Raw genomic sequence first — 13,930 nt, forward strand, 5'->3', positions numbered from 1 at the left:
TCTGATGACCGCGTCGATACCCCAGCTGTCGCTGCGCGACGAACTGTTCTTGCTCGGGCACCACGACGACACCGGCCAGCCGCACGCGCACCGCCAAGCCTTGGCCCTCGGCATGGCCGGCGGAGTGCTGATCGACCTGTTTCTCGCCGGGCGGATCACGCTCAACTCATACGGCGACCATCCGGCCGCGGACCGGTGGCTACGCCTGAACTCCGACCAGGCAGTTGGTGACCTGATCGCCGACACCGCCCTCGCCGCGATCCACCACTCCCGGACCACCCCGACCGTGAAGGCGTTCCTGCGCAGCTTCTCCGACGACCTGTACGAACGCACCCGCGCCGGACTCGTCGCCGCCGGCATCCTGCGCCACACCGCCCGCCGCCGCCTCGGCGGCCTGATCCGCGCCGACGCCTACCTCGCCACCGACACCAAGTGGGCCGTCGTCGCCCGGGCCCGGCTGCGCTACCTCGCCGCCGGCCGTGAACAACCGGACAACCACACCGCCGCGCTCGCCGGACTCGTCGCCGTCCTCGGCCTCGCCGACCACCTCTACCTCGACGACGACATCGCCCCCCTCACCGCCCACCTGAAGACCATCGCCGCCCAACACCACCGCCCCATCCGGGAGATCACCGCCGCCGTCGACGCCGCGATCGGTGACCTCGCCACCGCCACCTACCGATAGACCGCCGAGAGGGACGACAACGCCGTGGACTCAAGCGTTCGTATCCGCGCCGCCCGCTGGACAGACAGACAGGCCGTCGCCGCGTTGATCGCCGACGCCCTGCACCCCAGCCCGCTCGGTGCCTGGCTGGTACCGGACGCGGCGCAGCGCCGCCAGGTGATGACCGACGTCGTCGCGGTGTGGGTGGAGCACGCGATGTTCTTCGGCGACGTGCACCTCACCGAAGACCTCACCGCCGCCATCGTCGGCTTTCACCGCTACCGACCGATCCCGCCACCAGCCAACTACCCGACCCGCCTCGTGGAGGCCGCGGGAGCACACGCTGAGCGCTTCACCGCCCTTGAGGGCCTGATCGCACAGCAGCAGCCCACCGAACCGCACTACCACCTGGCGCTCCTCGCCGTATCCCCAACTCGGCAGAAGGCCGGCTGCGGCAGCGCCCTGCTCAGCCATCACCGCGCCCGCCTCGACCGCATCGACCTGCCCTCCTGGACCACCGTTCTCGCAGAACCGGAGGACCTGCTCGTCCGCTATGGGTACACGCTCCGCCCGCCCCTCACCCTGCCGAACGGGCCGAGCCTGCGCCCTATGCGCCGCAACCCCCACCACGCCAGCAGAGCCATGCCGATCAATCCCATGCGCCCGGTCGGTGACCGCTGGCAAGACCAGCACGCCTACCCGTCCACCCCATAGGACTGATCATGGCCTTCGCTCGCAGATACCCAACCGACCTCGTGGACGCTGTCGTTCAGCGCGTCGCTGACGCCCGCACCGTCAAGGCATACGGCGCCGTCACCAGCGTCGCCCGCCAGTTGGACCTCGATCCCCGCACTGTGCAGAAATGGGTCACCAAGGTCACCGCTCCGCAGGCGCAGCGGGCGGACCAAGGGGCGGACGGAACCCGACCGGGGTATCTAGCCCCTGGGCTGCTGTACTGCAAGTTCTGCCACCAACCAGTGGCTCTGGCTGAGACGGCCGCCGCGGCACCGGCGTACCTCTGCGGAAACGACTGCTGGCCCAGGCCACTCGACGCCGTCGTCATCGCCGATCATGTCGGTCGAGCGATTCTGCGACACGCGCCACGGATCATCGCTTCCCCCGCAGGGACACCAGCGCGCCCACACCTGGCCGCCATGCACGCTCACCGCGTCCTGACCTGCGTCACCGTCGGCGCCGCCGCTCACGATATGACTCTGACCTGGCGCGCGGTACCCGTGGCCGGTCCAGACCGATGGGAGACCGAGCGCGCGAAGCGTGTCGCCGCCGCCCGTGACCTCGCCGTCAGCGATCCCCTTCGCGCCCGGCAACTCCTGCACGGCAGCCTCACCGGCATCGACCCCGCGACCGCCCCACCCCATCCGGTGCATGCCGAAGCCGGCACCCTTCTGGCCGCACTGCACCTGCGGCTCGGTGAGCTCGATGCCGCCATCCGCTGGGCCGGGTACGGCCACCACAGCGCCGACCACCTCTACGGCCCCACGCACCGGCGCAGCCTGCACGCCCTGCACCTGTTCGCCGCCGCTCACCGCAGCGCCGGTCACCATCAACGCGCATACCACCTCTATCGGCAGCTCGGCGAGCACGCCGCGAGCAGCGACGGCCCACGCGGCCACCGCACCCTCGCCGTTCACGCCACAACAGCCCTCGTCCTGCACGACCTCGGCCACTGCCAAGCCGCCCAGGACCTCCTCGCCGACACCATCGCCACGCAGCGCCGTGAGCACCCCGGAAACTCCACCACCGCCCGCATGACCCATCACCTCGCCCGCATTCGACAGGACTGCGCCACCAAGGGTCACCACCACGAGGACGGTCAGCGGTGAGCCCCCTCGCCACTGCCCGCACCCTCACAACGCCAGCCCTGCCGTCGCCACCGACTGCTCAGTGCCGGGAAGGAACCCCGACACCGTGATAGCCACCCCGACTGCCCTCGCCCGCCGCTTGGCCGTCAGCCTGCTCGGCAGCGTTCTCCTCAGCGGCTGCCACGCCACCACCCCAGCCCACCAGAACCCCGCGTCGACGCCGCCCGCAATAGCCGACAGCCGGACTGTCGCCACGCAGCCGGCCGCTACCGGACCGGGTCTCACGCCGTCACAACGGCTGACCGCCCTCGCCAACACCGTCACCGCCACGCCCGGCGACACCACCACCGCTCTGCCTTACACCTACCTGCACACCCAGTCCTGGACCCGCGCCACCAATGCCACCACCCGCACCGACCTGCGCCAATGGCGCCGCGATATCGACGGCTCGGGCCAGGAGGCAATCCGGCGCCTCCCCGACCTGCCGGGACTGAACCACCAACCCGAGCGCCACGAGCCGGCCCTGTTCACGCAGACGCCTGAGACAACGACCGAGCACCTGTCAGGCGGCCTGCATCCGTACCTGCCCGAGCCGCTGCCCAGTGATGCGCCCACCCTCGCCGCCATGCTCGCCCCCAGGGAACTGGCCAACGAACCCGCCTACCCGCGGCTACTCGCCAACGGCGTCGTCGCACTCGCGACCACCCAATACCTCAACCAAGCCCAACGGGCCACAAGCCTGCGCGTTCTCGCGGCCATCCCCGGCATCACCTACCGCGGACAGAGCGCCGACATCGTCGGCCGCACCGGCCTGACCTTCACCATCACCGCCGACGGATCCACCTCTGAGCTGCTGGTCAACCCGCACAGTGGCGAGATCCTTGCCGCGCACGAGCGGCTGAGCGGGCGCCGGCCGGGCCTGTTCTCCGCTGTCCTCATCCTCGAACGCGGCCACACCACCGCCGCCGGCACCACCCTCCGGCCCTGACAGGCCGAGCACCGGCCGCCGCCCTACCTAGGATCAAGGAGGCTCACCCATGCCCCTCCGTTCCGTCGGTCACCCACCACTCGCCCCCGACCCGCAGCGTTGTCCACCGCTGCCCAGCTCAGACCTGATCACCAGTACGTTCGGCGGCCGTCCGCGGGTTCTGCCAGAGGTTTGGGCGGTGCCCCTCCACGCGGCCTCCCGGCTCGCCTCGCACCACGGCGAACAATGGGCGGCGGAGACAATCTCCCGCGACCCGGCCGCTGACGACCACGTGGTGGCTGCTGCCAAGAGATCGATCGATCGTCTCAACGCCACGCGCGTCGCACTCATCGGGGAGATCGACTCCTGGGTTGAGCATGTGATCCGGCCTCCGGGCGGTGCACCGTTGCACACCGAGACGATCGGCTCCGTGATCGACCGCCTGGCCATCGCGTGGGTTCGGTGGAGGCGATTCTCAAAGACCGCCCAGTTGGACCCGAGCGACGTCGATCCTTCGCTGGCGCTCCAGCAGTACACCGAACTCACCGAAGCCTTCGACACCCTTGTGCTCGACATTCATGAAGGTCGCCGCCGCATTCCTCACTGGCGCACGCTCAAGAGCTACCGGGAGCCGCGATGAGGATCGCCGTCACCCTCAACGGCGCCGACAACGTCGGCAAGACCACGAACGCCCGCTGGCTGGCGTCGGCGATGCCGGACATCGCGTTCACCGGGACAGTCGATCGGTGGGACCGGCGATGGGCTGAGGTGTCGCGAGGAGACTTCAGTCAGTGGTGGTTCGTCGACAGCACCACCGATGAACACATCGACCTCGTTTTCAGCTCCCACGCCGCGCGGTGTGCCGCTGGCGGCTCCTTGGCGTTGGAGGACCGCGGTTGGCCGATGCTTGTGGCGACCTGCGCGGCGACAGCGGCGGTCAAGGACGGCATCTCCACCGCCGAGGCGCTCGCGCAGGTCGAGGCCAAAGCACGTCGCTATGCCCCCGCGCCGCGCCGTGAGCTGCACCTGCTGCTGCGCCACAGCGACCAGCCGGCGGCCGAGGCGCACCACGCCGTGGCGCGTGAGCCCGTGCCGACCACCGAGCGCTACGCCGAGTACCAGCGGCGACTGGCCGAGGCGATCGATCTCCAAGTCGGCAGCGGGGAGTACCACGCCATCGTGGTGCGCGGGCACCGCCCACTCCTTGATGTGCAGCGCGAAATCCGCCAGGTCCTGACGCAACTCGACGTGCCCGTCGTTCCGCTGCCACCAGACCGGATCAAGCACCTATGGGTGCTCGCTGGTATGTCCGAGAGCGGCAAGAGCACGGTCGGTGAGTTGCTCCGCACGGAGCACACAGCCACCCGGCTGAAGATCGGCTACCTCATGCAGCTTGCCGCCGATCGGCTCGTTGCGGCCGATCCGTATCGCGAATGGGACGAGCTGACCCAGGCGCAGATGCTCACTGAAGAGATCCTTCGGTTCGCCGCGCTGAACCCGGGCTCGCACCGGATCAGCCTGGAGAGCGCGCACCGCTTCGACGCCACAGCACATCTTCGCAGGATCTGGGGCGAGCGCTGCGAGATTGTGTTCCTCCGCCTCCCGGACAGGCTTCGCGCGCAGCGCGCCACCGAGGCCATGGAATCGCTCTCCGCCCGCGACGCGATCAAGCGAAGCCGGGGCGGAGACCGCATCGCGTCGATCGCCGACACGGTCATCGACAACGGCCACAGCCTGGCCGCGCTGAAGAGGGCGGTCACGGAAGTTGTTCACCGCAGGTCCGGGGCCAGGGTTCCACCGCATGCGGGCACGGCCATCCCCGAGGCACTGCAACCGGTACTCGCGGACTGCGTCGCCAGGCTGACCGATTCTGAGACCGCGCTCGTCGCCGCCACGGGGAGCCTCGCCCATCAGAGTTGGCAACCGGGATGGAGCGACCTCGACCTCCTTGTCGTACGCGACACGCTGCCGCTGCACTGGCTCCAGACCAGGCGCATCCCGCAGAGCGGACCGGCGGGGGAGAAGATCGCACTGTCGTCGTTCACCACCCGGGAGATGCTCGCCGGGTTGGTCCCGCCCCGAGTACTGCACGCGGTGCGGCAGATAACCCGCGATGGCTGCGGCCTGCTCTACCACCGAAGCGACCTCGTACTCAACGCCTTCGACGCACCAGCCGACGACCGCGCCTCACGCAGCGAACTGCCGCTCGTGGCGATGGTGTTGCGGCGACTCGCCGCGAACCCCGAACCCGATGTTCGCGCTGTCTACAAGCACGTCGTCCTGATGATGAAGATCATCTTGCGTGCCGACGGGGTGGACCTCGATGCCAGCGAGGAGGTCCGCCTCACCTTCACCACCAGCCATCCGGACGCCGAAGTCGACCTTCCAAAGGTGGCCGAGGTCAGCGGCGACCGGTGGCGAAAGGACAAAGCTCTATCTCACCGGGTCTGCGGCGTCGCCGCCAAGATCCTCGCCTACTACGACGCGCTCGGCTGCACGGTCGCCTTTGACATCCCCAAGACGGAAGGATCAGATCTTCGATGACCACTGCCTTTGATGAGGTTCTGCACGCCGATCGAGTGACCCGGCTCGGGGTGGGAGACACCACTCGTCCGATCCGCGTCGTCCACGGCCTTGATGGCATCCGCACCGATGTGGCCGCAGAACAGGTCCTGGCGACGGGCCGCAGCTTGTGGAAGCGATGGTCCGAGCACCCGGCGTACCGGCCGCACGATCTTCTCCTGGGCCTGGACGCCGGCGGCATCGTGCCGACGATCGCGGTGGCCTGGGCCAGCGGTAGCCAGTATCGGCTCGCCTGGAAAGTCAACCTCGACCTACCCGGAAAGCTCGTGTTCCACGAGCCGCATGCCCGGCGTCTTGAGGTCTTCGCCTACGGCGACTTCGAAGGATTGCGCGTCCTCATCGTGGACGACGAGATCACCACCGGGCTCACTCTGGCCAATCTCGTCAAGGCGCTTCGCGCGGCCGGCGCCGACATCACCGGTGCGCTCTGCCTCGTCGAAGACACCGCTGGCGAGGGCCGACAGCTACTCGAGTGCAATGAGGTCCCGCTGTGCGTACTGACAACGCTGTGACCCTCGTCGAGGAACCGGTGTGCCACCGCGGCGGACGGTACGTCGTCCGACGTGAACGGGCGCCGCTCGGCCGGCTCCTGCCGTATCGCCGGGCCAACGGAGAGACCCCACCCCGGCGGGCACGCCTCGACGCGGTTCGTGAGACCGGGTGGCGCGTCGACTTCGGCTCTCGCGGACTCGGCGACCTGCTGCTCGGCCTCGCCATGGCACAGGCACTTCACGACGCCACACACGATCAGTTCGCAACGCTGGAGTACGCCGGCAGCCGGGCGGACCTGATCGCCCGCTGCACCCTTCCAGTCACGGTCACGGCCGGCGACGGGCACCAACTGGGCACGCTCGGCAGCGAAGACGCCTTGGAATTCGACGCGGTACCGGAATCGCCTCCAACGCTGCTCGACCTCATCGACGCCGACATTGTCGAGGTCCATGCGGCCCTGCCGATGCGCTACTACCTCGACGTCGAGCAAGCCCTCGGCGTCAGGCTCCCCGCATCTGATGACCCGTCCCCCAGGTTCCGGTCGTCGGTCGCAGCGCCGAAGCCACTCCACGTGGTCTTCGTGGCCACGACGAGTCGCCCCGACCGCAAGGACTACGGCATCGACAACTTCGGCGTCCTCGTCGAACACCTGTCGGCCCGCCACTCAGGTGCCTGGCGCTTCAGCCTGGTGACACCACCGGGCCACCAGCCTCCGGCATCCGTGGGGTCGATTGAGGTACTTCACGGACCAACGGCGGTCGAGTGCATTGACCTGTTCGCCGCCGCCGAGCTGGTGATCGGCAACGACACCGGCCTGACCCATCTCGCTGCGCTCACCATCCGAGGGGACGGCACGCAGCCGCATGTGGTCGGTCTCTACGGACGGCACGGCTACGCCAAGTGGATTACCGGATCAGCAGGTCACCACGCGGTGGCCACCCCGTTTTCGCACCTGATGTCGGTCGCCGACGCGTGTCCCGTGCGGGACCGCTACGACGACACTCTCTGGTCCACCGCGAGCGACCTTCGCGCCATCCCCGCCAAGGTCATAGCCGACTTCGCGGGGCAGTGCGCGGGCTGGTGGACTCGATGATCCGCGTCGGCCGCTACCGCCGCTTCACCATGAACCGCACCTTCCACCTCGACATCGGCGTACACCGCCTCTTCGCCAAGGTGAATCCGAACCCCGTGGAGGCTGCGGCCGAAGTCGCCGGGTACCACCGAATCCGCTACCGCTACCGGCTACCAAGGCTGCATTCCCAGCACCGCGTCGGGCACTGGACCCTCACCCTCTACGACCGCCACCGACCCGATCTTCCGGACACCGGCCTGCTCCTCGACGCTCTCACGTCCACCGGCCCCGGCAGCGCGGCCAACCTCGACCGCGGGCTCGACGCGATCCTCCGGCACTACCGCCGAACCATCGACGCGACCATCTGCCAAGTCCCCGCCTCACGCGCCAACAGCAAGCTCTACCGCGACCGGGCCCAGCCTGGCGGCAGGCTGGACCACTACTACGGCCACAACCCGATCGTGCTCAAACTTACCGACGCCGACGGTCTCCGGCCCTCTGAGCTGCGGGAGACCACCCTCATGGTCAACGGACAGCCCCGACGGCTCGACCTTCCTGCCCTCCTCGGCGAGCTACGCGACGCCTTCCAACCAGACGAGCAGGTCTGGGCCGCGATGACCCAGGGCGACCCCACCGACTTCAACATCGGCCTCGACGCCGACAACCAGCCCGTCTGGTTCGACTACGACACCGCAGGCCTCAACGCCCTCCCCGGCGAGCTCGCCTGCTTCCTCTGGTACCAGAGACTGCACGGCGCCTGGCTCGTCCCTCACTACAACACCGACGCCTACGCCGACCACAGGAAGGCACTCGCCGAAGCTGTCGAACCCACCGTACGGCTCAGAAGACTTTCCCGCCGAGCCGTCGGCATCGACTACCAGCACCAGCCATCGCCGGCCCGGCAGCAAGCCATCACCCGATACCTCACGACGCTCGCCCGGCCGCTCGCACTCTCCGCCGCCACGGATCTACTCACCTGGATACGCCCGTACCTCGCCATGCGGATCCTCGCGGTATACCCACTACAGCTCCTGGAACCCCGCGACGCCGCTCTGTCGCTGGGCCTACTCGCCGACCTCTACGCACCCGACGCCGACCTGGAGCAGATCCTCGGACTCACCACTCAGACGCCAGCGGAGCCGCCCTTATGAGCCGCCCCATCGCCGTCATCACCGGAGCAGGCACCGGCATCGGAGCGGCCATCGCCGCCCGGCTGTGCGCCGACTTTGACCTCGTCCTGGCCCACCGACACGACGACACCAACCTCGACGCGGTCGTCGAGGCCGCCCGCCGCGACGGCGCACAGACCCACACCGTCACCGGCGACCTGACCGCCGCTGACACCCAGACCGCACTCCGCGCCACCATCGAGCAACACGCCACCCAACTCGCCGTCCTGATCAGCAACGCCGGCGCGTACCCCCGCATCCCGTGGAGCCAGACGGACCTCAACGTCCTTCGCGGCCAGCTCGAACTCAACCTCGTCACGCACGCCGCAGTCATCCGCGCCGCCACACCAGCCTTCATCAGCAACAACTACGGCCGCCTCGTCGCTGTCTCCTCAGTCATGACCCAGCTCGGACGCGTCGACCTCGCCGGCTACATCGCCGCGAAAAGCGGCCTGGAGGGACTCGTCCGCGCGCTCGCCCGCGAACTCGGCCCCCACAACATCACCGTCAACACCGTGCGGCCCGGCTCGATCGAGGTCCCCGCAGAGCACAGCGTCGTACCCGACCACGACGCTATGGTCCGACGCCAGCTCGACCGACAGTGCATCAAACGACGGGGTCAACCCGCAGACGTCGCCGCCACTATCGCCTTCCTGGCCTCCCCAGAAGCGGGATTCGTCACCGGCCAAGCGATCAACGTCGACGGCGGCTGGCACCTGTCATGACCACCCTCTGGATCCGCCACGGAACCAGCCTCGACGGAATCACCCGCCCCCACGCCCATGCCCGCCCCGAGACGCCTCTCACCGCGCGCGGCGCGGCACAGATCGCCGCCACCGCCCACGCACTTCGTGACCGCGGTGTCCGGCCTGCAATCGTGTTGACCAGCCCGCATCCGCGCGCCGCCACAAGCGCGGAGATCCTGGCGGCGCTGCTGTGCGTGCCGCTCGCCGTTCCCAACCCGCTGTACGCCGAGTGGCGCGCCCCCGATTGCGTCATCGGCAAAGGACCTGAGGACTACCCGTCTGAGTACCAGACCTGGCGCACGGACCGACTCCGCGACCCGGACTCGGCGCTGGCCGGGGGCGAAAGCCTCACAGCGCTTTACGAACGGGCGACGGCCGCCGCGACGGTCCTCGGACACGCGGGTGAAGCAGACTCAGCATTGATCGTCTCGCACCGAATGCTGATCGGCGCGGTCGCAGCGATCACCGCCGGAGCGAGCCGCCCCCAGGACGTCTTCCAAGCCGCGCGCCGCTTCACGCTCGCACCGGCAGGGATCTGGCCCGCCTTAGCTGAACTCCGATAGCAAGGCATCGGCGTTCGCGAGGATGAACTCCTTCAGGGCGTCAGGCTTCAGGTCCACCTCATGAAGGCGGTCGACGGCCACCCGGTCAAGGTCATAGCCACCACGGCCCGGATCAGTGAACTCCGCACCCGTACGGGCGCTCTCGTCTACCCGGGCGAGCCGGCAGGAGACGAAGTGTTGCACGGACACTCCCTCGCCCGACGGCGAGCTGAACAAGAACACCTGGCTAAACTGCTCTGCCTCCGCGCCCAACTCCTCCCGCAGCTCACGGCGCAGGGCTGCATCGAGGGATGCGTCCGTCGGTTCAAGGCCGCCACCGGGCGCAGTCCAGTAAGGGGCTTGGCCAGGCTTCGTTCTCTTGATCAACACGAGCTGACCGCGTTCGTCCCACAGGATCGCCCGTACCGACCGACGTACGACCTCACGCACGTAGACCTCCATCGACATCACGCCTGGCACAGGCAGTAGAAGTTACACCCCGGTTGCCCTACTACCCTCGAGCGTGGGGTATGGCGGCTGGGCCTGCTGCTTTAGCCTGCTGATCTATCGAGCCGCACCGCCAGCGTCGCCTGAGACGAGCTCGGAGGAGTGGACCACCGGGTCCAGGACGGGGTCGGTGGTTGCCGTGGTGGGATCAGGCGCCGGAGGGCGGGTGGTAGTCGGCACCGGAGCCGGGGTAGTGGGCACCGGCGGCGAGGGCGTGTTGGACGGCGTCGCCGTGTTACAGAGCGGGGGCTCGTTAACCAGCCGGACGTAGCCGTGAACCTCTGAAGCCGCGCGCGACCGCCTACGCTCGCGCGCTGCACACCGGCTGCCCGGATTCAGCCACGGCTGCTCCGCCAAGGTCGCTGTTGCCTTGCCGGGCGCGCTTCTGCTGTCGTGCTCGCGGTCGGTGATGCCGCTTATGATTTCGTGTTCGCTGTTCGAAGGGTGGAGGCACAGCACGTGGTGTCGGTTCCGTGGGAGAAGCTGTCCGAGCCGCAGTACGCCGACCTCGTGTCGCGACTACTGGTCCGGCTACATCCCCGTGCCGAGGTGATCGACGGCTCGGGCGGAGACGGCGGACGCGACGTCCAGGTACGGCACGCGGGACGGCTGAGCATCTACGAGCTGAAGAGCTTCACCGGACGGCTCGGCAGCCGCTCACCGAACCGCCGCAGCCAGGTCGAGAAGTCGTTGGCGCGGGCGGCGACGCTGAACCCGCGCGCCTGGTACCTCGTGGTGCCCATCAACCACAATCCGGCCGAGCTGCAGTGGTTCGCGGAACTCAAGAAGACGTACCGCTTCATCCGCCAGTGGCACGGACGCTCGTGGCTCAACACGCAGCTTGCCGCCCATCCTGACCTCGTCCGTGCAGTGCTCAGGGACGTCGACGGTGAGCTGCTTGAGGCGATTCGAGAGCACAGGGCTGAACGCGACATGCTCGCCGGCGGCGTCCCTGATCTTGTGGCCAGGGTCGAGGCGCTCGGGCGTCGCGCCGAGGAGATCTCTGCCGACTACCAGGTCCAGGCGATTCCCGCCGATGGGTGGACCGAGGTGACGATCTCGGCAAGGCCCGGCGCACAGGCGCCGCCCATCACGGTCAGGGGCGAGTTCAATTTCCCCGCCACACCCGAGGGCGAGCAGACGCGCCAGCAGGTGGACGAGGCGTTGGCATACGGCGGCGATCTGGACCTCTCCGGGCAATTCGTGGGGCCGCTGACGGTCAACGCGCCGGCTGAGCTAGGAATCTCGGGGATCCGACAGGTCACTCGGCTGTTCATGACGGCCGTGCCTGAACGCCTCACGCCGCCGCTGCTGGCGACGCTGACCGTGCTGAGCCCAGCCGGGATGCCTCAGCAGGGCCTCGAGATCGTCTTCACTCAGCGGCTGCACGGACAGCGTGGGTTCACCTTGCGGGGATCCGACGCCCTGAACGTCCTCACCGTGCAGCTGCGCGTCGACGAGCTGCGGCGCACCGGCACCGTTACCGTGTCGGTGGCGCAGGCGCCGCTGTCGACACCGTCGGCTGCACTGCCCCTGCTGCGACTGCTAGCCGCCTTCGTCCCACCCAACCTCATCCGACTTCACGTGAACGGTGACAGCACTACTCTCGCCGAAACCCCCATCGACGAGCCGTTGAGCGACGCCGCGCCGCAGCAGGTGGTGCAACTGGTAGAGCAGCTGGCCACGATCCAGGAACACACCCGCTGCGTCTTCGCGGTGCCGTCGACCGTCACCGCTGAAGACGCCGCCGTGATCCGTCGCGCCGCACGCCTGATCGCCGGGGAGCAGGTGCCGATCGCAGACCGCAAAGCAAGCTTCACCTTCCAGCCCCACGACCCGACCCGCCTCACGCAGCAGTTCACCGGCGAGTTCCGGCTTATGCACGTCCTGCCCCGCACGATGATCCGCATCGCCGGACGGGAACTCGACCTCGGGCCCAGCATCACCTACATCCCGCGCTGTCACCTCGCGCAGGGCGTCGAGCTAGCTCAGCCCCGTGCCGACGGTGGTGTCACCGTGACGGTGGAGCTCCCGACCGGTGAGTCCGTCTACCGCTACCTGGGCAGCCACCCAGTACTGAAGACTGAACAGAACGGCTCCGCCAAAGACGCTCGCGGACGGGTACTCATCGCCTCCATCGACGCCCTTGCCTCCGAACATCCCACGAGCGGCCGGTGAGCAGCAGTAGAGGGCGCGGGCACCTACCACCGGCCGAGCGCCCAGGGCTAGTACCACCGGCCGGCAAGGCAGCCGCGACGATGACTCCAGCATCCGCGACGGTGCCGCTTGCTGTCGTGCGCCGTTTCTTCGCACCTAGCGGCGCAACGAGGACACGGGGTCCCTACTGCTGGTTTCGCCCCATCGGCTCAGCTAAGCCCCTCCACGTCGGCGATGATGTCATCGAGCGCAGTCAGCGCTCGTCGTTGCTCTTCGCGGATCTCCGTCAAGAGGTGCCCCAGAAGCCGCTCCAGATCAAGATCCCTCTCCAGCTCGAACCCTAATGGTGCCGGCATGTACTCCTGAAGGATCTCGCCGCCCTGATCCGTGACCGTAATTCCCGGGCGCGAGGCAACCGTGATAGTGGACCGTGGCAGCGATACCTCGAAGACCTCACGGTCCACGAGGGCCCGAACCAGCGCATTGGAATGCGCGCGGTCCTTCCAGTTTAAGCGGCCCGCACGCGTCTGCCGCGCCAGTGCCGCGACTAACGCCTTCAGCCGCTCGATGGCTTCCGCGCTCGGCGCCGACATCTACTTCACCCTTCCCGTTCGGTAGCTCTCCCTCGACGCGAGGCTTGTCAGCTCATCCGTCACCCGTCCAGCGATGAGCAGGAGATCGCCAACAGCAGTCGGTATCTCGGTGCAATCGGGTCTAATCACCTCACTGCGCGCCTTCACCGCAAGGCTCATGGACTCCTGGATCAGGCTCAGCAGCGCCGGGGTGGAAAGCTCAGCGGCCTCGAGCAGCCCACGGACGTGACTGGCTTTGGTCCGCCAGTCCGCGCAGCCCGCTCGGGCAAGCTCGGCGGAGTTCTGCGCGATGGCGTCGGTCAGAGCAAGCTCCACGTCTTGAAAGCCCGGAATCGCCGCGAGCAAGGCACTGCGACCGATCGCAGTTTCGGTGTGCGAAGCAGCATCTCGAGCGGCCTCGGCAGCGGTGCGGGCGTTCCTGGCCTGCCTACTCGCCTCCCTGGCTTGCCACCACGCCATACCAAGCCCGATCGTACCGAACAGGAAGCCAGGAACCGCCAGCGCATCAGCGACATGCCCCGCCTGCTCCCAGGTGATGCCCAACGACCCTCCCTGAACTTGCGGCCCGATGAACATCGCCTTCTCCGGTTGGACAACCGGGTCGGTGCCGGGCAA

At 68.3% G+C, this 13,930-nt stretch carries 15 protein-coding genes; 12 read left to right on the forward strand and 3 right to left on the reverse strand.

Translation table 11 applies throughout. The annotated features are described in order from the left end of the window. The first annotated feature begins 4 nt into the window (after positions 1-4). From AB0D32_RS05570 to AB0D32_RS05620, 11 genes are all read left to right on the forward strand, one after another. Positions 5-685 (forward strand): GPP34 family phosphoprotein, encoded by a 681-nt coding sequence (locus tag AB0D32_RS05570; RefSeq protein ID WP_357085259.1) that lies wholly within the window; start codon positions 5-7, stop codon positions 683-685. A 24-nt stretch (positions 686-709) separates the two neighbouring features. Continuing rightward, entirely contained in the window at positions 710-1,378 is a 669-nt protein-coding gene (locus AB0D32_RS05575; RefSeq protein WP_357085261.1) for an N-acetyltransferase, read from the forward strand. Between the two features lie 521 nt (positions 1,379-1,899). Continuing rightward, on the forward strand, positions 1,900-2,508 hold the full coding sequence (locus AB0D32_RS05580; protein ID WP_357085263.1) for a hypothetical protein: 609 nt from the start codon (positions 1,900-1,902) through the stop codon (positions 2,506-2,508). Positions 2,509-2,593: 85 nt separating this feature from the next. Further along, positions 2,594-3,475 carry a hypothetical protein gene (locus tag AB0D32_RS05585; protein ID WP_357085265.1) on the forward strand — a complete coding sequence of 294 codons (882 nt, stop codon included), beginning with the start codon at positions 2,594-2,596 and terminating at the stop codon, positions 3,473-3,475. A 178-nt stretch (positions 3,476-3,653) separates the two neighbouring features. Next, positions 3,654-4,094: a DUF4254 domain-containing protein gene (locus tag AB0D32_RS05590; protein ID WP_357085268.1), complete on the forward strand. Its 441-nt coding sequence runs from the start codon at positions 3,654-3,656 to the stop codon at positions 4,092-4,094. Then, positions 4,091-5,998, forward strand: a complete 1,908-nt coding sequence (locus AB0D32_RS05595; protein WP_357085270.1) for a hypothetical protein — start codon at positions 4,091-4,093, stop codon at positions 5,996-5,998. Before AB0D32_RS05590 ends, AB0D32_RS05595 begins: the two co-directional genes overlap by 4 nt. Beyond that, entirely contained in the window at positions 5,995-6,549 is a 555-nt protein-coding gene (locus tag AB0D32_RS05600; protein WP_357085272.1) for a phosphoribosyltransferase, read from the forward strand. Before AB0D32_RS05595 ends, AB0D32_RS05600 begins: the two co-directional genes overlap by 4 nt. Further along, on the forward strand, positions 6,546-7,622 hold the full coding sequence (locus AB0D32_RS05605; protein ID WP_357085274.1) for a glycosyltransferase family 9 protein: 1,077 nt from the start codon (positions 6,546-6,548) through the stop codon (positions 7,620-7,622). The genes AB0D32_RS05600 and AB0D32_RS05605 overlap by 4 nt, the downstream gene beginning before the upstream one ends. Beyond that, entirely contained in the window at positions 7,619-8,752 is a 1,134-nt protein-coding gene (locus AB0D32_RS05610) for a hypothetical protein (protein ID WP_357085276.1), read from the forward strand. The genes AB0D32_RS05605 and AB0D32_RS05610 overlap by 4 nt, the downstream gene beginning before the upstream one ends. Then, positions 8,749-9,495, forward strand: a complete 747-nt coding sequence (locus tag AB0D32_RS05615) for an SDR family oxidoreductase (protein ID WP_357085278.1) — start codon at positions 8,749-8,751, stop codon at positions 9,493-9,495. Before AB0D32_RS05610 ends, AB0D32_RS05615 begins: the two co-directional genes overlap by 4 nt. Then, positions 9,492-10,079 (forward strand): histidine phosphatase family protein, encoded by a 588-nt coding sequence (locus AB0D32_RS05620; protein WP_357085280.1) that lies wholly within the window; start codon positions 9,492-9,494, stop codon positions 10,077-10,079. Before AB0D32_RS05615 ends, AB0D32_RS05620 begins: the two co-directional genes overlap by 4 nt. Here AB0D32_RS05620 and AB0D32_RS05625 read toward each other — a convergent pair. After that, a complete protein-coding gene (locus AB0D32_RS05625; protein ID WP_357085681.1) occupies positions 10,062-10,508 on the reverse strand; it encodes an NUDIX domain-containing protein in 447 nt (148 codons plus the stop codon). The two genes, AB0D32_RS05620 and AB0D32_RS05625, sit on opposite strands and share 18 nt — an antisense overlap. A gap of 450 nt (positions 10,509-10,958) precedes the next feature. Between AB0D32_RS05625 and AB0D32_RS05630 the strand changes: the two genes are divergently transcribed. Continuing rightward, positions 10,959-12,743, forward strand: coding sequence for a hypothetical protein (locus tag AB0D32_RS05630; RefSeq protein WP_357085282.1), 1,785 nt, complete (start codon positions 10,959-10,961; stop codon positions 12,741-12,743). Between the two features lie 188 nt (positions 12,744-12,931). On the opposite strand, the gene AB0D32_RS05635 is transcribed toward AB0D32_RS05630, so the two are convergent. Then, positions 12,932-13,315: a hypothetical protein gene (locus tag AB0D32_RS05635; protein WP_357085284.1), complete on the reverse strand. Its 384-nt coding sequence runs from the start codon at positions 13,313-13,315 to the stop codon at positions 12,932-12,934. Continuing rightward, complete coding sequence (locus AB0D32_RS05640) at positions 13,316-13,930, reverse strand: hypothetical protein (protein ID WP_357085286.1); 615 nt, start codon at positions 13,928-13,930, stop codon at positions 13,316-13,318.

This window comes from Micromonospora sp. NPDC048170, from assembly GCF_040652795.1.
GTDB lineage: Bacteria > Actinomycetota > Actinomycetes > Mycobacteriales > Micromonosporaceae > Micromonospora.

Excerpts from the sequence above, each read along its gene's own strand:
- AB0D32_RS05570 (WP_357085259.1), top strand. The coding sequence starts at position 5 with ATGACCGCGTCGATACCCCAGCTGTCGCTGCGCGACGAACTGTTCTTG.
- AB0D32_RS05595 (WP_357085270.1), top strand. The coding sequence starts at position 4,091 with ATGAGGATCGCCGTCACCCTCAACGGCGCCGACAACGTCGGCAAGACC.
- AB0D32_RS05600 (WP_357085272.1), top strand. The coding sequence starts at position 5,995 with ATGACCACTGCCTTTGATGAGGTTCTGCACGCCGATCGAGTGACCCGG.
- AB0D32_RS05610 (WP_357085276.1), top strand. The coding sequence starts at position 7,619 with ATGATCCGCGTCGGCCGCTACCGCCGCTTCACCATGAACCGCACCTTC.
- AB0D32_RS05615 (WP_357085278.1), top strand. The coding sequence starts at position 8,749 with ATGAGCCGCCCCATCGCCGTCATCACCGGAGCAGGCACCGGCATCGGA.
- AB0D32_RS05620 (WP_357085280.1), top strand. The coding sequence starts at position 9,492 with ATGACCACCCTCTGGATCCGCCACGGAACCAGCCTCGACGGAATCACC.
- AB0D32_RS05635 (WP_357085284.1), bottom strand. The coding sequence starts at position 13,315 with ATGTCGGCGCCGAGCGCGGAAGCCATCGAGCGGCTGAAGGCGTTAGTC.